Raw genomic sequence first — 20,305 nt, forward strand, 5'->3', positions numbered from 1 at the left:
CCGATGCTGAACGGCAGGGCGATCGGCGCCGCGGGAGGCTGGCTCGCGGACAGGCTCCTGGGTGAGCCGGGCGTTCGGCCCCACCCCGTGGCGGCGTTTGGTTCGGCCATGGCCACCTTCGAACGCTGGGCGTGGCGAGACAGCCGCCTCGCCGGCACGCTCCACGCCGGCGGAGGGACGGGACTGGGCGTGCTCGCCGGCGCCGCGGTGCGAGCCGGCCTCGGCGCGGGGCTGCCGTCGACGCTGGCCGCCACCTACGTTGCCGTCGCCGGGCGCCGCCTCGGAGAGGCCGCGACCGACGTCGCTGCCGCGCTGGGCGCCGGCGATGTCGACGCCGCTCGCGAGCTGCTGCGCTCGCTCGTGGGCCGCGACCCGACGGCACTCGACGAGAAGGAGATCGTCCGGGCCGTCGTCGAGTCAGTGGCCGAGAACACCGTCGACGCCGTCGTCGCCCCGATGCTCTGGGCGGTGGCTGCGGGCGCTCCGGGCGTCCTCGGCTACCGGGCCGTGAACACCGTCGACGCCATGGTCGGGCAGCGCAGTCCCCGCTACTGCCGCTACGGCTGGGCCGGCGCGCGCCTGGACGACCTCGCCGCGTGGGTGCCAGCACGCGTCACCGCCGCCGCGGTCGTCGCCGTGCGTCCGAGCGCCGCTGGCGCCGTGTGGCGTGCGGTGCACCACGACGCTCCCGGGCATCCGTCGCCCAACGCCGGGGTGGCCGAAGCGGCCTTCGCCGCCGCCCTCGGGCTCAGGCTCGGCGGGGAGAACCGCTACGGCGATCGCGTCGAGGTCCGCCCGCCCCTGGGGACTGGACGCCCGCCCGAGGTGGACGACGTGGCCGCCGCGGTGCGGCTCTCCTCGGACGTCGGCGCCGCCTTGGCGGTGCTGCTCTTTGGCACCGCCACGGTCGCCCGGTGGCGCCGGTGGCGCCTGTGAGAGCGACCGAGCTGGCGAGCGTGGTGCCTCCCGCCGAGGAGCACGGCGGCGACGGGGGGCGAGTGGCCGCGGCCCTGGGGCTCGACCCTGCGACGATCCTGGACCTCTCCGCAAGCATGAACCCCGTCGCCCCTGACCCGGTGCCGGTGCTCGCCCGCCACCTGCACGCCACGCGTCACTACCCCGATCCTCGGCCGGCCACGGCGGCGCTGGCCGACGTCCTGGGGGTCGACCGGCGACGGGTGCTGCTGACCAACGGAGGGTCCGAGGCCATCGCCCTGGTGGCGGCCGAGGTGCGCCGGGGATGGGTGGAAGAGCCCGACTTCAGCCTCTACCGGCGTCACCTGGAGATCCTCGACGGGGGCGGGCCGAGATTTCGGTCCAACCCAAACAACCCGACGGGTGTCCTGGCCGCGCCGGATGACGGCGCCGCCGTGTGGGACGAGGCGTTCTACCCGCTGGCCACGGGCCGCTGGACCCGCGGTGACGCCGATCGGGGCGCGATCGTCGTCGGATCGCTCACCAAGGTGCTGGCCTGCCCGGGGCTGCGGCTGGGCTATCTCCTGGCCCCGGACGGCGACCTGGTCGAGCGGCTGGCGCGCCGACAGCCGGCGTGGTCGGTCAACGGGCTGGCGGCCGAGGCGCTCCCGGCCCTCCTGGCGCCGGTCGACCTCCCTGCCTGGGCATCGTCGATCACCGACCTGCGACGCGAGCTCGTGGCTGTGCTCCAGCCACACGGCCTGCGGCCCGCCCCCTCGGCGGCCAACTACGTGCTTGTCGGCGGCGCCGCCGGGCTGCGGCAGCGACTGGCGCAGCAGGGCGTGGTCGTGCGCGACTGCGCCAGCTTCGGGTTGCCCGACCACGTCCGCATCGCCGTGCCCGACGCCGGCGGCCTCGACCGACTGCGCACTGCCCTCGAGAGGACGACCCCGTGAGCGGCGCCCTGATGGTCTGCGGCACGACTAGCGACGCGGGCAAGAGCCACGTGGTGAGCGGGCTGTGCCGGCTGCTGGCCCGCCGGGGGTTGAAGGTCGCACCCTTCAAGGCCCAGAACATGGCCCTCAACTCGTTCGTCACCGCCGGTGGGCACGAGATCGGTCGCGCCCAGGGGGTACAGGCGCTGGCCGCCGGGGTCGAGCCGGACGTCGCCATGAACCCGATCCTGCTGAAGCCCACCGGTGAGCGCACCAGCCAGGTGGTCGTCATGGGTCGGCCCGTGGCGCACATGGACGCCGCCGCCTACCACGACCACAAGCCGCAGCTGCTCGGCGTGGTGCTCGACGCCCTCGACAGCCTGCGGAGCCGATACGACATCGTCATCTGCGAGGGCGCGGGCAACCCGGCCGAGATCAACCTGCTCGACCGCGACATCGTGAACCTGCGGGTCGCCGCCGAAGCCGGGATGCGGGCGATCGTCGTGGGCGACATCGACCGCGGCGGTGTCTTCGCGGCGCTGTACGGGACGGTCGCCCTGCTGCCCGCGGCTCACCGTGACCTCGTCGGCGGCTTCGTCATCAACAAGCTTCGCGGCGATCCAGCCCTCCTCGGCGATGGGCCCGCCGAGCTCGAGCGGCGCTGCGGCGTCCCCGTCATCGGCGTCCTTCCGTACGTGCACGACATCGCCCTCGACGCCGAGGACTCACTCGCCCTGTCCGGCCCTCGTCCGGCGGCGGCCGGCTCCGCCGTTGCCGACGGGCTCGACGTGGCCGCCATCCGGCTGCCCCGGCTGGCCAACTTCACCGACCTCGACGCCCTCGCCATCGAGCCCGGTGTGGGTGTGCGACTGATCGACTCGTCCGCGGTCATCGGCCAGCCCGACCTCGTGGTGCTCCCCGGTTCGAAGTCGACCGTGGCCGACCTCGAGTGGCTGCGTGGGCGGGGCCTCGACCGGGCCCTGGCCGCGGCCGTCGCCGGCGGCGCCATCCTCCTCGGGGTGTGCGGCGGCTACCAGATGCTGGGCCGGGAGATCGTGGACCATGTCGAATCGGGGCGAGGTCGCGTAGAGGGCTTGGGTTGGCTGGACACCTCGACCACCTTCGGCGAGGACAAGGTCACGCGCCAGCGCCGGGGGCGGGCGTGGGGCCAGCGAATCTCCGGCTATGAGATCCACCACGGCCGGAGCCGGGTCGGCAACGGGGCTCGTCCGTGGATCGAGCTCGACGACGTGTACGGGTCGGAGGACGAAGGGGCGGCCAACGCCGACGGGAGCGTCCTCGGCACCAACCTGCACGGGCTGATGGAAGACGACGGCTTTCGGGCTGCGTTCCTTGCCGCCGTGGCGACCCGGCGGGGACGACGGTTCGTGGCCGCAGGGGTCTCGTTCGCCGGCGCCCGCCAGGTCCAGCTGGAGCGCCTGGCCGACCTGGTGGAGAGCAACGTCGACATGGGCGCCGTCGAGGCGCTTATCGCGGGAGGACGGCCGTGATCCTCGTCCTCACCAACGCCGACACCGAGATCCTGGCCCTGCGCGCCGTGGCCGAGGGCCTGCCCCCCGGTTTCCCGGCCGTCCGGGCCGCCAACCCGGCCAGCCTCACGGAGGCGCCGTCGCTCGACGGCGTGCAGGTGGTGGTGGTCCGGCTGCTGGGCGGGCGCCGGGCGTGGGAGGCGCCGTTCGACGAGCTGGCCCGACGCTGCCGGGCCGCCCGCGTCCCGCTGCTCGCCTTCGGCGGCGAGGCGACGCCGGACGCCGAGCTGGCCGCGTCGACCAGCGTGCCCAGCGGCCTGGCCGCCCAGGCCTTCGACTACCTGGTCCAGGGTGGTCTGGCCAACGTCGAGCAGCTCCTCCGGTTCGTGACCGACACGATCCTCGGGCATGCGTTCGGCTTCGGCCCCCCGGTCGAGGTTCCGTCGTGCGGTGTGCTCGGCCGGCCGGAGCTCGACGCCGCCCGCCCTACTGTCGGCGTCGTCTTCTACCGGGCTCACCTGTTGTCAGGCAACACCCAGTTCGTCACCGACCTGTGCGCCGACATCGAGGCAAAAGGTGCCAACGCCCTTCCCGTCTACTGCTACTCCCTGCGGCCCGACGGCGCCGGCAGCGCCGTTCCCGCGCTCGAGCTGCTGGCCCGTCGGGGCGTGGACGCGGTCATCACCACCGTGCTGGCGGCCGGCTCGGCGCGTGACGACGGTGACGGTTGGGATGCCTCCGTCCTGGCCGCCCTCGACGTTCCCGTGCTCCAGGCGGTCGCGGCGACATCGGCCAGCGAGACCTGGGCCGACAGCGCCGGCGGGTTGACACCGCTCGACGTCGCCATGGCCGTCGCCGTTCCCGAGCTCGACGGCAGGATCGTCGGCCCTGCCTTCTCCTTCAAGGAGACCGTCGACGACGGCGACGATCTGGGCTCTCCGGTGACCGCGTACCGCACGGTCGCCGACCGGGTCGAGCGGGTGGCCGGGTTGGCCGTCCGACTGGCGTCCCTGCGGCGCAGACCGCCTCCCGAGCGCCGGGTCGCCCTCGTGCTCTCCGCCTATCCGACCAAGCGCAGCCGCCTCGGCAACGCCGTGGGACTCGACACGCCGGCGTCGGTGATCGAGCTGCTGCATGCCCTCGCCGGCGCTGGCTACCGGGTCGACCGCATACCGCCCGACGGCGATGCGCTCATGGCCGAGCTGGCCGACGCCCTGCCGTATGCGGGCGACGGGCCCGATCCGGTGGGGCGCGACAACGGTGCCGGGTCGTGGAGTGTGGCCGAGTACGAGCACCATTTCGAGCAGCTGCCGGCGCAGGCCAGGATCGGCCTCACCGAGGCGTGGGGGCCGCCGCCCGGGGAGTTCTTCATCGACCGGGAGGAGCTGGTCTTCGCCGGCCTCGACCTCGGAGGCGTGCTCGTCACCGTGCAACCGCCGCGGGGCTTCGGCGAGAACCCGGTCGCCGTGTACCACTCACCCGACCTCGCCCCGACCCACCACTACCTCGCCTTCTACCGGTGGCTCGATGCCGAATGGGGAGCTGACGCCATCGTGCACGTGGGCAAGCACGGGACGCTCGAGTGGCTGCCGGGCAAGAGCGTCGGCCTGTCGGCCCGCTGCTGGCCCGACGCCGTGCTCGGCGACGTGCCGGTGATCTACCCCTTCGTGATGAACGACCCGGGCGAGGGCACCCAGGCCAAGCGGCGGGCCCACGCCGTGATCGTCGACCACCTGGTGCCCCCGCTCACCCGAGCGGACACCTACGACGACCTGGCCCGGCTGGAGGGGCTCCTGGACACCCACGCCCAGGTGGCCGCCCTCGACCCGGCCAAGCTTCCCGCCATCCGCCGGCAGGTGTGGGACCTGCTGGTGCGGGCCGAGATCCATCGCGACCTCGGGATGGCCGAGGCGCCAGGAGGCGACGACGGGTTCGAGGACCCCGCCTTCGACGATGCCATCCTGCACGTCGACGGCTACCTGTGCGAGCTCAAGGACGCCCAGATCCGGGGTGGTCTCCATACCCTCGGCCGGCCTCCTGAAGGACAGGCCGAGCTCGACCTGGTGCTGGCCCTCACCCGGCTCGACCAGGGCCCGGTGCCGTCCCTGCGGGGCACGGTGGCGGGCGAGCTCGGCCTCGACCTGGCGGCAGCGCGGCGGGCCGATGTCGACCGCGTCGAGGCCGAGTGCCGGCGCCGACTCGCCGAGCTCCAGTCACGGGAGTGGGACGCGGGTGGCGTCGCGGACGCCACCCTGACCTGGGTCGGCCAGCGGCTGGTGCCGGCGCTCGACCGGACGAGCGACGAGATCTCGTCGGTGCTCGCCGCCCTCGACGGCCGCTTCGTGCCCGCCGGCCCGAGCGGGGCGCCGTCCCGAGGGATGGCCCACGCCCTGCCGACGGGGCGCAACTTCTACTCGTTGGACCCGCGCGCCGTACCGTCCCCAATGGCATGGCAGGTGGGCTCGACGCTCGCCGAGCGGCTGCTCGAAGCCCACCTGGCCGAGGAGGGGCGGTACCCGGAGTCGGTCGGCCTCGTCGTGTGGGGCACGGCCGCCATGCGCACCTCGGGCGACGACGTCGCCGAGGCGCTGGCCCTGATGGGCGTGCGGCCGGTGTGGGCCGAGGAGACGGGCCGGGTGGCGGGACTTGAGGTCATCCCGCTCGACGAGCTGGGCCGGCCGCGGGTCGACGTGACCCTGCGGGTCTCGGGGTTCTTTCGGGACGCCTTTCCGCACGTGCTCGGGTTGCTCGGCGAGGCCGTCGACCTGGTTGCGGCGCTGGACGAGCCCCCCGGCCAGAACTTCGTGGCTGCCCACGGCGGAGACGACCCTCGGGTGTTCGGGCCCAAGCCCGGCGCCTACGGCTCGGGCATCCTCAGCCTGCTCGAGTCCCGTGACTGGCGCAGCGACGAGGATCTGGCCGCTGTGTACCTGGCGTGGGGCGGCTACTCCTACGGCCGGGGTGGGTCGGGAGTGGCTGCGCCCGAGGCCATGCGGCGACGGTTCGCCGGCATCGAGGTGGCGGCCAAGAACCAGGACAACCGGGAGCACGACATCTTCGACTCGGACGATTACCTGCAGGACCACGGCGGCATGGTGGCGACGATCCGGGCGCTCACCGGCAGACAACCCAAGGCCTGGTTCGGCGACACGGCCGACCCGGCACGGCCCCGCGTGCGTCCGCTGAGCGAAGAGGCGGCGCGCGTCGTCCGCACCAGGGTGGTGAACCCGAAGTGGATCGAGGCCATGCGCCGCCACGGCTACAAAGGGGCGTTCGAGATGGCGGCCACAGTGGACTATCTCTTCGGCTACGACGCCACGGCCGGGGTGGTGGAGGACTGGATGTACGAGCGGGTCACCGAGTCCTACGTGGGCGACCCGGAGGTGCGCAAGTTCTTCGAGGAGTCGAACCCGTGGGCCCTGCGCTCGATCGCCGAGCGTCTGCTCGAAGCCGACGAGCGCGACTTGTGGGACGCCTCGCACCCGGCGCTGGACACGCTGCGGGCGGCCCTGCTCGAGGCCGAGGGCTGGGAGGAGGCACGGTGACGGCGAGGTTCCCCTTCACCGCGGTGGTCGGCCAGGACGAGGCCAAGGTCGCCCTGCTGCTCAACGCCGTGGACCCCGCCATCGGTGGCGTGCTCATGCGGGGACACAAGGGCAGCGCCAAGACCACGCTCGCCCGCGCCCTCGCCGCCCTCCTGCCGGGGTCGGGACCGTTCGTCGAGCTGCCCATCGGCGCCACCGAGGACCGCCTCGTCGGCACCATCGACCTGCGGGCCGCGCTGAGCAGCGGCGAGCGGCACTTCCACCCCGGTCTGCTCAGCGCGTGCGACGGCGGCGTGCTGTACGTGGACGAGGTGAACCTGCTGCCCGACCACCTGGTCGACCTGCTGCTCGACGTCGCCGCCAGCGGTGTCAACCGGGTGGAGCGGGAAGGGATCTCCCACGAGCACCCGAGCCGCTTCGTGCTCATCGGCTCGATGAACCCCGAGGAGGGTGAGCTGCGCCCGCAGCTCCTCGACCGCTTCGGGTTGGCCGTCGACGTGCGCACGAGCGCCGATGCGGCCGAACGGGCCCTGGCCGTCGAGCGCCGCATCGCCTTCGACGCCGATCCAGCCGGGGTGGCGGCCGAGTGGGAGCGGAACGAGGACGCGCTCCGCCGCCAGCTCGCCACCCTCTCCCGCCCGGCGTCCTTCCGGCCCCTGGCACCCGAGCTGGCGCGGTCGGTCAGCGAGCTGTGCGCCACCGTGGGCGCAGAAGGCCTCCGCGCTGATCTCGTCATCTGCCGCGCCGCTGCCGCCCTGGCCCGATGGGAGGGACGATCGACGGCCGACGCCCAGGACGTCCGCCGGGTAGCTCCGCTGGCCCTCGCCCACCGCCGCCGGTCCCCGCTGGGCGATGGTGGCATCGACGGCGGCGATCTGGAGGAGGCCCTGGAGCGCCTGGAGGAAGGGGATCCGGGAGCGGACAAGGAGCGGGTCGCCCCGGTCGGAGATGCCGGGCCCGTCCCGGGGCTCGGCGGCGCCGAGCCGTTCCGATCGGCGGGGCAGGCCAGCGGCCGCCGTCGTCCCTCGGAGGGGCCAAGGGGTCGCCTGGTGGGAGACCGGCGCCCGGAGGGCCAGGACGGCGCGGTGCGTTCGGTGGCCCTCGGGGCCACGGCCGCGGCCGCCGCCAGCCGGCGCACGGGTGGCTCCGAGGGCGACGCCGGCCCGGGAGGCGGGCGCGGAGAGCTCGGCGAGCCGGCCGTCCTGGTGGAGCCCGAGGACCTGCGGGAGGCTGTCCGCGAGCAGCGGACGGCCAACCTCGTCGTGCTGGTGGTCGACGCCTCGGGCTCGATGGGGGTCGGCCGCCGGATGGAGGCGGCGAAGGGGGCGGTGCTCAGCCTCCTCCTCGATGCCTACCAGCGACGGGACCGGGTGGCGCTGGTGACGTTCCGGGGCGAGTCCGCCGAGGTCGTGCTGCAGCCCACGGGAAGCGTGGAGGTGGCGCGGGCCCGCCTGGCCTCGTTGCCGACGGGCGGTCGCACGCCGCTGGCGGCGGGCATCGGGGTCGGCCTGCAGGTGGCCGAACGGGCTCGCTCGGGGGCCTACCGGCCGCTCGTGGTCGTCGTCTCGGACGGTCGGGCCACCGCCGGGCCAGCCGGCTCGGACCCGGTAGCCGCAGCGCAGGATGCGGCGGCGGGTGTTCGGCGGCGGGGTGTCGCCTCGGTGGTCGTCGACGCCGAGGAGGGACCGGTGCGCCTGGGACTGGCCCGGTCGCTGGCTGAGACGATGGCGGCGCGCTACGTCACGGTGGACGAGCTGTCGGCGGGGGCCGTGAGCGCTGCAGTGCGGTCACGGCTCACGTGACGGGGTCAGCTGATCGGCCGCATCTGCGTCGGGTCCCAGTAGGCGTGCAGTGACGCGATCTTGCCGTCGTCGTTCACCTCGAAGATGTCCACGATGTCGACGATGCTTCCGCCCTCACCCGATCGGGCGTACATGCTGAACACGACGGCCGCCTGGTCGCCGCACACGTGCACCCGATCGAGCTTGGGCTCCATGGAATCGGCCATGCCGGCGACGTTGTCCCAGAACTGACCGATGGCCGCCTTGCCGACGTTGGGAGGCGAGGGGACCGGGTCGATCTGCTTGGCGTCGTCGGCGAAGCAGGCGAGGAAGGCGGCTCGGTCCTTCTTGGGGAACGATGCGAGGTAGTCGTCGACGACGGCACGGACCTGCTCGGGACTCGGCACCTGGCCTCCTCGTGTCAGCGGTGCGCGCACGTTATCCCGGCTACCGTGCCGGCCGTGGCCCACGACGACCTCAGCGAGGCGCTGGGCGGCGTCGTGGCGGGAGCTCTCGGTGAGCCCGAGGTCGAGGTGGAGGGGCTGCGGCGGCTGTCGGGAGGAGCGTCGCGGGAGACGTGGTCGTTCGACGCCCGGCGCGCTGACGGGACCACCTCCGGTCTGGTGCTTCGCCGGGACCCGCCCGGCGCTCCCGGGAGCGGGATGGGACGCGAGGCTCGCCTACTTTCCGCTGCAGCCGTAGCCGGCGTCCCGGTCCCGGGGATCGTGGCGACCAGCGACGACCCCGCCGTGCTGGGCTCGTCGTTCATCGTGATGGAGCGTGTCGAGGGCGAGACGATTCCCCGTCGCATCCTGCGCGACGACGCCTACGCCGCCGTCCGGCCGATGCTGGCCGCCCAGTGCGGCGAGGCCCTGGCCGCGATCCATCGCGTCCCGCCGAGCGATGTGCCGGGCCTCGAGCATCCGGACCAGGTCGAGGCCTTCCGGACGATCCTCGGCGAGCTGGGCGAGCCCCACCCGGCGTTCGAGATGGGCTTCCGGTGGCTGGACGCCCACCGGGTCGACGAGGGGCGCACGGTCGTGGTGCACGGCGACTTTCGCAACGGCAACCTCATCGTGGGGCCGGACGGCATCCGCGCCGTCCTCGACTGGGAGCTCGCCCACGTGGGCGATCCGATGGAGGACCTGGGCTGGCTGTGCGTGAAGTCCTGGCGCTTCGGGGAGCCTCTTCCCGTCGGCGGGTTCGGCACCTACGAGCAGCTCCTCGGCGCCTACGAGCGGACGAGCGGTCGGCCCGTCGACCGGGCCGCGCTGCGGTGGTGGGAGACGCTGGGCACCCTCAAGTGGGGGATCATGTGCATCATGCAGGCGGCCACGCACACCTCGGGCGTCGTGCGCTCGGTCGAGCTGGCCGCCATCGGCCGCCGGGTCTGCGAGGTGGAGTGGGACCTGCTGGCCCTGGTGGCACCGGGCCCCGCGCCGGTGTTGGCCTGATGTCGTCACCGCGGTGAACCCGCACGACGACCCGAGCGCGGCGGGGCTGACCGAGGCCGTCCGGGAGTTCCTGGAGCGTGACGTGCTCCCCGCCACCGACGGGCGGGTGCGGTTCCACACCAGGGTGGCGATCAACGTGCTCGCCATGGTCGAGCGTGAGCTGGTGCTCGGTCCCGACCAGGCTCGGGCCCACGCCGCCGCGCTCGGTCGGTTGGGCGTGTCGAGCGACGCCGAGCTGGCGGCCGCGATCCGCACGGGCGCCCTGGACGATCGCCTTGACGAGGTGACCGCCGTGGTGCGGGAGACGGTCGAGGCCAAGCTGGAGGTCGCCAACCCCCGCTATCTGGGCGACGGCGCGCATCGGCTCCACACCCACCTCCGCCACTGGCTCGGGCTCTGGCCCGCGGCTCCCGGTGAGGTGGTCGTGGTCGGGTCGCCGCTGCGCGTCGGTCCCGGCTGGGACGGTCGGACGCGACCCTTCGCCGGCGTCGCCAGCCCGGAGGGGGTGGTGCTGTCCGTGCCCCCCGGTACCGAGCCGGGGGTGGAGGCGCTGGGCCTGACCCGCGAGCGACTGCTGTCGGTGACCGCCGAGGGACAGGGTGGGCTGGGCGACGAGCTCGCCCGGGCGGTGGGTCAGGGGCGCGGACGATTGGGGCGGGGGTGCTTTCGGTGGACCGTGCGGCCCGTCGAGCTTGAGGACGCGGGGGAGTGGGTGTCGACGAGCGATCCCCGCGTGCCGCCATGGCTGCACCCTTTCAACGGCGACGTCCTGATCGCCTGGGACGACGACGGGCGCTACGGCGCCGGTGTCGGTCGCAAACAGCACGACCGGTGGGGCCACGAGCTCGCCGTGGTGACCGAGGAGGCGCTGCGGGGCCGGGGGGTCGCCCGACGCCTGGTGGCGCAGGCGGCCCGGCGGGTCCTCGACGACGGAGCGGTGCCCACGTACCTGCACACCTTCGACAACGCGGCCTCGGCGCGCGTGGCCGACGCCGCCGGCTTTCCGGACCGGGGGTGGCAGTTCCTCGCTCTGTGGGAGGGGCGGGGGAACTAGGTCGGCTCTACCCGGTCCTCGGCCCGGCGGGGCCGGCTCCATGTCGCCGCGGGTGCTTGCTCGGGTCGGACCACGTCGAGGAGAGCCGTGAGCACCGCCCGGCGCCTCCGGTGAGACGCCTCGTACAACAGCATCTCGGACAAGGCGTCGTCGGGGAGCGCGCCCGAGGTGATCAGCCTCGTCACCTCCCTGCCTGACATGTCGTCGTACCCGTCGATCGGGGGCGGTGGCCGTGATCCCTCGGCCGGCGCTGTCGGCTGGTTGTCCGGTGTGGGCTCGGCGGCCGTGGGGGTCTGGCCGGCTGGGTTCCGGTGGACGCGACTGGCGAGCACGGCCTCGATGGGAACGCCGCGAGCCACGGCAGCGCGCCGGGCGGAGGCGTTGCCGGCGAAGAGACAGAGCGCACCGGCGGCGCCGGCGCCGAGCGACACCCCGAGCATCGTCGGGTTGCCTTGGACGGCACCGATGACGAGAAGCCCGACGGCGGCGACGAGGAGGACGAGGCTGGTGATGATCACGTCGCGCCCCTCACTACCCGCAGTAGTAGGTGGGGTCGGTCTTCCAGGTGGCGCCACCGCCGGACTGCACCGCCCGTGACACGTAGCCGCAGCTGGTGCCGATGTGGGCGTTGGGGCTGTTGGGGGGGCCCGCCCAGTCGACCTTCAAGCCCATACCGGTGTCGAACTTGAACTGGTTGGCCAGCTGGATGATATGTGGTCGGGTCAGATAGGGCGGTGTCGCCGCCGCCTGGGCCAGCAAGAGCGACCCTATCTCCGCGGACGCGAAGTAGTTCATCGAGATGATCGACGTCTTGTCCACATTCGATGCGTACTTGGACATGAGGGAGTTGTACAGATCCATCCCGGAGTTGGGATCGTGATTGGAGAACGAGGAGGGGTTGAGGAATATGGTGCCGGTGACGATCCCGCCACCGGCGGTGGCGCACAAGCTCCCACACTGCTGCATCTCTACCTGGATTCCGCTGCCGCCAGACCAGCCCCGCAGGCTGCCGCCGAGCCCGCTACCCGGGTAGTAGTTCTGGCTCTGGGCCGCCTGCACGCAGAGCAGGAAGTTGGTCGACGGCAGGGGAAGCTGGAGGAAGTCTGCGTTGGCGTTCCTGATCTGGAGCATGTGGCTGTTGCAGTCGCTCTCAGACGTGGTCATGACCTGGTAGGTCACGCTCACGCCGTATGGCCGGTACGCGTTGTCCTCGTACTGCTCGATCGGCCCCGGGTCCTGGCCCGGCAGCGGCGAGATGATCGCCCCGACGTGCTTGACGTTCGGGTAGAGAGTGTGGACGACCTTGGCCTCCAGGTTCGCCCCCACCTGGGTGTTGGGCGTCGGCGCCGTCGGCCAGATCATCGGGCTCTGGTAGCTGATCGGGTTGAGGCCCAGATCGCCGATGAGCGGAACGCCGTGCTGGACCAGATACGGGTTGGCCCCCTGAGGCGCGGGCATGCCCCCGATCGAGAAGACGTGGTCCTGCTCGATGAGCTTCTGGGTCAGGATGGCGTCCTGGCTGGGGTCAGCGCCGTGGTCGTCGTAGTAGATGAGCTTCTCCTGACGCAGGTGGTGCGCAGGGGCGTACACCGCGTTGTAGTAGCTGAGCCAGGCCTGGGCGGCCTGGAGGCCCTGCTCGCCGTAGATGCCGAGAGGCCCCGAGAGGACAGTGATGCCGCCCACCAGGATCTGGTTGCACGTGACCCCGATGTCGGGATTGTTGCCCGGGCAGTTGCCTCCGGTCGTGTTGGCACCGGTGAACCCGCCGCCGGACTTGGCCCCGCTGCCGCCTCCGCCGCTGCCGCCACTCCCGCCTGCAGCCCCGTTGGCGCCGGCGTTGGTCCCGTTGGCACCGCTCGCACCTCCCCCGGATCCGCTTCCTCCTCCGACGCCGCCGTTGTCACCGGAGCCGCCGGAGGAGCCGTTGGCCGACAGGCTGCTCTGACGGTGGGCGCGGTTGTTGGCTTCGACCGTCGAGACGAAGGCGAGCCCCACGATGAGCGCCAGCGACACCCCGGCTGCTATCAGCTTGGGTCCGCCGCCCCGCATGATCAGCCTGAGGCCCTCGCTCAGGTCGCTTGTCCTCTTGGTCGGCGTCGTCGGCGACGTCACATCACACCTCCGTATCCGGCCGCGCCCGTCGTACTGCGGGCACGGTCACACCACCCCTGCATGGCGAACGGCCGGCGACGCTTGGATCCCGCGTCGGCTTCTCGCTCCGGCGACGATGTGCTTCCACGAACGATCACGCCCCCACCGTTGCCCCGGCGAGGAACACCGACCGGAGCAGGTCGTCCCGCTCCAGCAGCTCCTGGCTGGGGCCGTCGAAGCGAATCTGGCCCTTCTCGAGGAAGTAGGCGTGGTCGGTCACCGACAGGGCCAGGTTGGCGTGCTGCTCGACGAGGATGAAGGCGACCCCCTCCTCGTTGAGCTGGTGGAGAACGTCGACGAGGCCCTGGACGATGGTTGGAGCAAGCCCCAGGGAAAGCTCGTCGATCATCATCAGCTTGGGCTCGAGCACGAACGCCCGACCCAGGGCCAGCATCTGCCCTTCGCCCCCTGACAGCGTCCCCGCGAGCTGCTTTCTGCGCTCGCCTAGCCGCGGGAAGACGTCGCACACCCGGGCGATGTTGCGCTTCACTCTCGCCCGGTCTCGCCGGATCGTGTGGGCACCCATCTCCAGGTTCTCGAGCACGGTGAGGTTGGGCAGCAGGCCTCGACCGCCCGGCACCTGGGTGATGCCCCTCCGGACCGTCTGCTCGGGGGCCCAGCGCGAGATGTCCTCGCCCTCGAAGGTGACCGCGCCCGCCCACGGGTGCATCAGCCCCGAGACCACCTTGAGGATCGTCGATTTGCCCGCTCCGTTGGTGCCGAGCAGCGCGATGATCTCGCCGGGCCGAACGGCAAGGTCGACGCCGCGCAGCACCTGAACCGCCCCATAGCCGGCGTCGACGCCCCGCAGCTCGAGCAACGGGGGCGGACCGGGGTCCCAGCCTGCGTCCTCGCTGAGCTCGTCCTCGGCGAACGGTTCCTCGACGAGCGCTCGATCAGGCATTGCTGCCCACCACGGTCCCGTAGCGCGACGTGCCCAGATAGCTCTCGATGACAGCGGGGTCGGCCTGGACCTCGTCGGGTTCCCCCGATGCGATGACAGCGCCGGCCGCCATGGCGTAGATCCGGTCCGACAGCTGCATGATCAACGGCATGTCGTGCTCGATGATGAGAATCGTCGCCCCCGTCGCCGCCCGCACGTCGCGCAGGAGGGGAAGGAGCTGCTCGGTCTCCTTCTGGCTGATGCCTGAGCTGGGCTCGTCGAGGAGGAGGAACTTGGGCTTGAGGGCCATGATCGCCGCCAGCTCGACCAGCCGCAGGGTCCCGTAGCTGAGCTCGGCGCAGAACTTGTTCTGGTAGGGACGCAAGCCCATCATCCGGCAGAGCTCGGTGGTGGCGTCGATCACTCGGTCCTCGTCCGCAGCTGAACGCTTGGTGCCCAGCCCGGCTGCCACGGGACCCGTGGTCATCCACCGGTGCTGGGCGATGCGGAGCGCGTCGAACACGCTCAGGTTCTGGAACATGCGACAGCTCTGGAAGGTCCGGCCGATGCCCAGCCACGCACGGCGGTGCGAGGGCTCGCCGAGGAGGTCGAGCACCTGACGTGGCTCGACGCCTGGGGCGCCGTCCGGCACGCGGTAGTAGACGTGACCCCGGTCGGGACGGTAGAAGCCCGAGATGCACTCGAACAGCGTCGTCTTGCCCGCGCCGTTGGGACCGATGAGGCCGACGATCTCGCCCTCGTGCACGCTCAGCGAGATGTTGTCGAGGGCGACGAGCCCACCGAAGCGCAGGGTCACCTCATCGACCGCCAGCACCGCGGGTGCGGCGTCGTGCGGCTGGGGGATCTCGCCGGTGGCCAGCGTCGGGTCGAGCTCGTCGGCAGTGGCGAGCTCGACGCCCTCGTCGAGGTGGTCGGCGGCCGGATAGTCACGGATCGGTGGGCGGCGCCACCGGGTCGATCGGAGACCCGCGAGGGCCGAAAGCTTGGGAAGCGACGGCAGCCGGCTCATCTCAGCTGGTCCTCGTCGGGCGGCGGCGGTCGCCTGGAAGCGCGCAGCGGTCGTGACGCCCGCTCGGCCGGCTCCCTCGCCGGCCGGGGTCGGAGGGGGCGCTTCCTCGCGGTCGCCGGGTCTCGCTGGCGCGGTGACGGACCAGTCGGCTCCGCGGGGGTCGTCCGAGCTCCTGCATTGGCCACCCTGGACCAGGCGGCTTCCTCCTGGGCCTGTTCCTGGCGGGGGGCCCGACTGGTCGGGGCTCGCTGCGGGAGCGTGGCCGTGGCGGCAGCAGCCGAGGTTGGCGCGGGGGCGCCCGCAACCGCTCCGGCCATGGCCGGTACCGCTGCTGGCCCGGACTTGTCGCCGCCGTTGCCGCTCTGCGCCGCCGCTTCAGCGGTCGGTGCCGGCGAGAACTCGCCAGCGGCGAGGATCTGGGCCGTCTCGTCGTCGGGCCGGAACAGCCGCTTCATGAACCCAGCCAGCCCGCTCGGGTAGCTGTAGACCGTCAGCACGAGCAGGACGCCCTGGAGGATCAGGACAGTCTGGTTGACGCCGTTGATTGGTGTCGCCGTGATCTGGGGCAGCACGGCGAACAGGAACCCGACCAACACCGCCCCGAAGAGCTCGGCGATGCCGGTCAGGATCCCGTAGCCGATGAAGGTGACCCCGGTGATGAACAGGAACTCGGTGGGGTCCATGTTCACGTACAGGTAGGCGAACACTGCGCCAGCTGCGGCCGCGACACCGCCGCCGATACAGAAGGCGAGCAGCTTGTATGCCGTGGGGTTGATGCCGAAGGCGATCGCCGTGGGCTCGGAGTCGCGGATGGCGAGAAAGGCGCGGGCCGTGCGGCTGCGGCGCAGGTTGTACGCGACGAAGAAGCAGGCCAAGGCGACGGCCAGGCCCATGTAGAACACCTCGGAGGTGAAGGAGAAGGGGCGGTGGGCGGTGCTTCCGGCCGTCGATCCCAGGATGCTGTTGTGGTTCTCCAGAGCGTTCGAGAGGAACAGGTCGGTGTCGAGGGCCACGGCGAACGCCAACGTCACGAGGGCCAGGAAGAACCCCCTGAGGCGCAGCGAGGGGATGCCGATGAGCAGCGAGAACGGCACCGAGATGACGATCGTCAGCGGCACCACCAGCCAGAAGGGCAGATGGGCGGTGCCCTGGAGGATGGCGGCGGTATAGGCCCCGACGCCGACGAAGGCGTACTGGGCCAGCGACACCTGGCCGGCCCAGCCGGTGAGGATCACGAGCGAGAGCCCGACCAGGGCGAAGATGATCCCGCTGGCGAGAACGGTGGACCAGTAGCCGCTCGTGAAGATGGGGATGATCATCACGGCGGCCATCCCGCCGATGCCGAGCACCCAGCGAGCCGTCTTCCAGTCCTGCAGGATCAGCCACAGCGCCGGCCCCTTTCGGAGCCAGGCTCGCAGCCGGTCCTCGGCCGGAGCCCGGCCGCCGAAGGCCACGCCGGCACCCCCGACCCCCGACTCTTCGTCGACGCGGATCCCCGAGAAGATCCATCTGGGCCGCAGCATGAGAAGGACGACGAGCACAAGGAAGGCGACGACGTCCTGCAACGGCGGCAGGCTCGACAGCTTGCCCAGTGGGGATGCGATCACCAGCTGTTCGACGATTCCGAGGACCAGCCCGCCGGCAAGCGTGCCGACGAGGCTGCGAAACCCTCCGAACAGGCTGGCGATGAAGCCGAACACGATGAGGTTCGTGAGCACCCCGAGGTCGAGGCCGACCAGGGGGGTGATCAGGATCCCGGCGATCCCGGCCAGGATCGAGCCGAGTATCCAAGACACCCTGCTCACGGTGTCGGCGTTGATCCCGAGCAGCTGGCTCACCTGCCGGTCGTCGGCCACCGCCCGGATGGCGACGCCCAGATGGGTGCGCCGGAAGAAGGCGGCGACGGCGACGGTCAGGACGAGCGTCACCGCGATGATCATCAGCTGCTCGTTGTTGAAGTTGAACCCGTGCACGATGTGGGTCGTGCTCTTGTCCAGCGGGATCAGTGGGTGCACGTTGGTCGAGTAGCCGCTGAAGGTGTTGTAGTCGAGCCCCTCCAGGACGGCGAGGATGCCGAACGAGACGATCATGAGTGAGACCGTCGTGGCCCGGGAGAAGGGCCGCATGATGCGAGCGACGATGAGGCCCAGTCCTCCAGCCACTGCCATTGCCACCACGAAGGCCGCCCACGCGGGCAGGGCCGGAGGCTGGAAGGAGAAGTGCGCCCAGCTGTGGCCGCCGAGGAAGGGGATCTGGAAGTAGAAGCCGCTGTGCTCCCGAACGGCGAGACGGACGCCGCTACCTCCCCAGACCTTGTAGAAGACGAAGGCCACCGTGGTGCCGATGGCCCCCTGGGCGAAGTTGGGAACGCGTGTGGCCTTGTAGACGACGGTGAGCCCGAGGCCGTAGAGGGCGTAGATGCTGCCCACCACGATGCCGATGAACAGGAAGTTCACGTAGTACACGTGCGAACGCCCCCTTCGGCTCCCCGGGCTTCTCCCCAGACCTCCAGCGCAGGTGCTCCTATCTGGCTTGACAGCGACCCTCCAGCCGGGTCGCCGTCGGCGTGACGGCGGTCACTGTAGACCACCCAACCAGTTCGAGCCGGGAGGTACTAGTACCTTCCGGGCAGAAGGGTCTATGCTGCCCAACTCGTAGCGAGATGGGCCCGTCGAGCACGCCGGCGGCGGGCGGGCGACCGGGGGGCGCTGGGGCCGCGGCGTGAGGAAGAGGATGGTGATGGGGAGCCGGGGGAAGGCGAGCCGCGGACGGCGCAGCCGGGCTCGGTCGGCCGTAAGCCGACTGGTGGTGGCCACCGCTGCCGCCGGCCTGACGACACCGTTCGGGATCGGAGGGGCGAGCCGGGTAGCCGCCGATACCTCCGCCCCGGCCACGAACACCAACCCGACCATCTTCGCCAGCTCGTTCTCCGCCCAGGCCCTCGTGCCGACCACACAGGCCACGCTCCAGTTGGACGACTCGTACGCCTGGGTACACGGCTTCTTCAACAAGGGTCAGCCCGATCTGCCCGTCAACGCGGCGGAGTACTCCGAGATCTTCGATCCCGGGTTCCTGGGCGGAGCGGTGCTCTTCGCCGCTGCAACCGACCCGACGCCCCTGTCCGATCCGAACAATTTCCCGGGCTACGCCTTCGCCTCGTATCCCGTCCCGCAGAACCAGCAGACCATCCAGAAGTGCGTCAGCCCCACCAGCAAGGTCGCGGCGCCGTGCACGGCGGCGTCGCCGGACCAGGCCGTGTCGGTCATCGACCCGACGGCTCCCAAGGGGAGCTCGTTCGTCACGGCCACAGGTCCGGGTGGCGGAGGCAGCCCGAGCGGTGTCTTCACCGGCGCCAGCAACCAGTCGATCCAGGACGCCTCGGTGGTCGAGGATGCCTCGGCGGCGGGCCACGACGTGGCCATTGCCCTGCCAGGAGGCCAGACGTTGGCGGTCTCGGGGTTCAAGGCCCTCGCCAGCGCCAAGGCCAATTCCCAGGGCGTCGTCGGCGGCACCGCCACCTGCACGATCGGCAGCATCACGGCGCTGGGCCAGACGGTGGCAGCCGGTCCTGGCGGCCAGGTCGACCTGTCGAAGGTTGATCCGCTCCTGGCCCAGCTCGGCCAGGTCACTGGTCAGAAGATCTCCATGACGGCCGCTCCCAAACCGACGATCTCCCCTGGTGACCACAAGATCGAGAGCACCTGCTCCGGCCCGACGTTGACAATCGGCAACCCGCTGCCGGGTCCGCTGGGGACGCTCAACGTCGGTCAGACCTTCATCCTCGGGACCGCCGACGTGAGCGTTGGTGCGAGCCAGCCCCTCGGCGGAGGTGATCTCGGCTCGGTGATCTCCTCGGGAAGCACCGTCGCTCCGGGTGGCGGGACAGTGGACAGCGGCGCACCAGGTGCGCCGGCGTCCACGGGGACCGACACGTCCGCGGGAGTCGGAGGCGCGTCGCCGAGCGCCGACACCGGTGGTTTGGCCGCTGCCGGCTCGCCCGGTCTCACCTCGGCTGGGACCAGTAGCCCGACCGCGCCGGGCGCTCCTGGAGGGAGCCCCCAATCGGGTCAGGGTGCGTCGGGCGGCGGAGGCTCCACGCCGCTGCAGTACCGTCCGGCGTCGTCCAACACGCCGTCGCAGGGCTGGCTCACCTTCCTCCTCACCATGCTGTCGGGTCTGGTGATCCTGGGAACGGCCTTCGGGATCGGTGGGACGATCAGCCGGATGGCCAGGGCGTGGCGCAACTCCGTTTCACCCCTGGGCTGAGCCCGGAGTCGCAGCCGCGTCAGCGGTTGCGGACCGACTCGAGCTGGCGTACCTCGAAGTGGCGGATGGTGCCCTGGGTGCGCAGGGCGGCGAGGTCGCCGTGGGCACCGGCCAGCGACCAGGTGGCGGTCCACACCTCGACGACCGTCACGTCATAGCGACCCACGTTGTCCCAGGCATGCGTGATCTGCCCGTCGGGCCAGGGCGCGCCGGCGGTGTCGTACGGGCCCTGCGCGCCGCTGCCGTCTCCCCAGTCGACGAGGAACGTCCCGCGGGCGGCGATGGTGAGCGCGCCCAGGGGGGTCGGGTTCGAGAACTGGCGGGTGGTGGGGGCGTGCGTCTCGAGGTAGCCGAGCTTGCCGGCGAGGGCATAACCGGGGGCGATGCTCGGCGCCGGACGCCCGAGCAGGTCGGTGCCGTGCAGGGCCCAGAAGGATCCGGCCACCGCCGCCGGCGGCAGCGCCGGCGCCGCCGCTGGGCCTGGGGTGTTCGCCGCCGGGGGCGCACCAGGACAGAGGAGGTAGTTGCCGACGAGGGTCTGCCAGCGGTGCTCGTAGGCGTTGTTGATGCCGGTCGCGACATCCGAGTTGCTCGTCGATCGGTCCTGCACGGTGATGCAGAAGCCACCACCACCGTTGTCGGTCAGGTACGGCACCGCCGCCGGATAGATAGTCGGCGTCGGCCCGCTCGCCGCCACCACGCGCGGCGCCGCCGCCTGCGGTTGTGCGGCGGGCCCAGCCTCCGGCGCCGCGGGCGCGGGTCCTCCCGGCGAACCGCCAGACACGGAGTACTGAATACTCC

At 71.8% G+C, this 20,305-nt stretch carries 15 protein-coding genes; 8 read left to right on the forward strand and 7 right to left on the reverse strand.

Annotated elements, in window-relative coordinates:
* Nucleotides 1-3 precede the first annotated feature (3 nt).
* Genes cbiB through VH112_10765 form a run of 5 tightly spaced genes read left to right on the forward strand, consistent with a single transcriptional unit; the run spans nt 4 to nt 8,687 of the window.
* Nucleotides 4-936: an adenosylcobinamide-phosphate synthase CbiB gene (gene cbiB, locus VH112_10745; GenBank protein HEX4540712.1), complete on the forward strand. Its 933-nt coding sequence runs from the start codon at nt 4-6 to the stop codon at nt 934-936.
* Complete coding sequence (locus VH112_10750; protein HEX4540713.1) at nt 933-1,871, forward strand: aminotransferase class I/II-fold pyridoxal phosphate-dependent enzyme; 939 nt, start codon at nt 933-935, stop codon at nt 1,869-1,871. The genes cbiB and VH112_10750 overlap by 4 nt, the downstream gene beginning before the upstream one ends.
* Nucleotides 1,868-3,361: a cobyric acid synthase gene (locus VH112_10755; protein HEX4540714.1), complete on the forward strand. Its 1,494-nt coding sequence runs from the start codon at nt 1,868-1,870 to the stop codon at nt 3,359-3,361. The genes VH112_10750 and VH112_10755 overlap by 4 nt, the downstream gene beginning before the upstream one ends.
* Nucleotides 3,358-6,885, forward strand: coding sequence for a cobaltochelatase subunit CobN (locus VH112_10760; protein ID HEX4540715.1), 3,528 nt, complete (start codon nt 3,358-3,360; stop codon nt 6,883-6,885). The genes VH112_10755 and VH112_10760 overlap by 4 nt, the downstream gene beginning before the upstream one ends.
* On the forward strand, nt 6,882-8,687 hold the full coding sequence (locus VH112_10765; protein HEX4540716.1) for a VWA domain-containing protein: 1,806 nt from the start codon (nt 6,882-6,884) through the stop codon (nt 8,685-8,687). The genes VH112_10760 and VH112_10765 overlap by 4 nt, the downstream gene beginning before the upstream one ends.
* Before the next feature lie 5 nt (nt 8,688-8,692).
* Here VH112_10765 and VH112_10770 read toward each other — a convergent pair whose 3' ends face one another.
* Complete coding sequence (locus VH112_10770; GenBank protein HEX4540717.1) at nt 8,693-9,073, reverse strand: nuclear transport factor 2 family protein; 381 nt, start codon at nt 9,071-9,073, stop codon at nt 8,693-8,695.
* A gap of 54 nt (nt 9,074-9,127) precedes the next feature.
* Here VH112_10770 and VH112_10775 point away from each other — a divergent pair, with 54 nt between their 5' ends.
* A complete protein-coding gene (locus tag VH112_10775) occupies nt 9,128-10,120 on the forward strand; it encodes a phosphotransferase family protein (GenBank protein HEX4540718.1) in 993 nt (330 codons plus the stop codon).
* 13 nt (nt 10,121-10,133) lie between these two features.
* Complete coding sequence (locus VH112_10780; GenBank protein HEX4540719.1) at nt 10,134-11,174, forward strand: GNAT family N-acetyltransferase; 1,041 nt, start codon at nt 10,134-10,136, stop codon at nt 11,172-11,174.
* Here the strand turns inward: VH112_10780 and VH112_10785 are convergent.
* From VH112_10785 to VH112_10805, 5 genes are all read right to left on the reverse strand, one after another.
* The gene (locus tag VH112_10785) at nt 11,171-11,692 is read right to left on the reverse strand and encodes a hypothetical protein (protein HEX4540720.1); all 522 of its coding nucleotides are present in this window, start codon (nt 11,690-11,692) and stop codon (nt 11,171-11,173) included. The genes VH112_10780 and VH112_10785 overlap by 4 nt on opposite strands.
* A 13-nt stretch (nt 11,693-11,705) precedes the next feature.
* Nucleotides 11,706-13,286, reverse strand: a complete 1,581-nt coding sequence (locus tag VH112_10790) for an ABC transporter substrate-binding protein (protein ID HEX4540721.1) — start codon at nt 13,284-13,286, stop codon at nt 11,706-11,708.
* Nucleotides 13,287-13,419: 133 nt separating this feature from the next.
* Nucleotides 13,420-14,229, reverse strand: a complete 810-nt coding sequence (locus VH112_10795) for an ABC transporter ATP-binding protein (protein ID HEX4540722.1) — start codon at nt 14,227-14,229, stop codon at nt 13,420-13,422.
* Nucleotides 14,222-15,238, reverse strand: a complete 1,017-nt coding sequence (locus tag VH112_10800) for an ABC transporter ATP-binding protein (protein HEX4540723.1) — start codon at nt 15,236-15,238, stop codon at nt 14,222-14,224. Before VH112_10800 ends, VH112_10795 begins: the two co-directional genes overlap by 8 nt.
* On the reverse strand, nt 15,235-17,703 hold the full coding sequence (locus VH112_10805) for a hypothetical protein (protein HEX4540724.1): 2,469 nt from the start codon (nt 17,701-17,703) through the stop codon (nt 15,235-15,237). The genes VH112_10800 and VH112_10805 overlap by 4 nt, the downstream gene beginning before the upstream one ends.
* 343 nt (nt 17,704-18,046) lie before the next feature.
* Between VH112_10805 and VH112_10810 the strand changes: the two genes are divergently transcribed.
* Nucleotides 18,047-19,504, forward strand: a complete 1,458-nt coding sequence (locus tag VH112_10810) for a hypothetical protein (protein HEX4540725.1) — start codon at nt 18,047-18,049, stop codon at nt 19,502-19,504.
* Nucleotides 19,505-19,523: 19 nt separating this feature from the next.
* Here VH112_10810 and VH112_10815 read toward each other — a convergent pair.
* A partial coding sequence (locus VH112_10815) for a hypothetical protein (protein HEX4540726.1) occupies nt 19,524-20,305 on the reverse strand: 782 nt, incomplete at its 5' end.

This window comes from Acidimicrobiales bacterium (assembly GCA_036270875.1).
In the GTDB taxonomy this organism is placed as follows: domain Bacteria; phylum Actinomycetota; class Acidimicrobiia; order Acidimicrobiales; family AC-9; genus AC-9.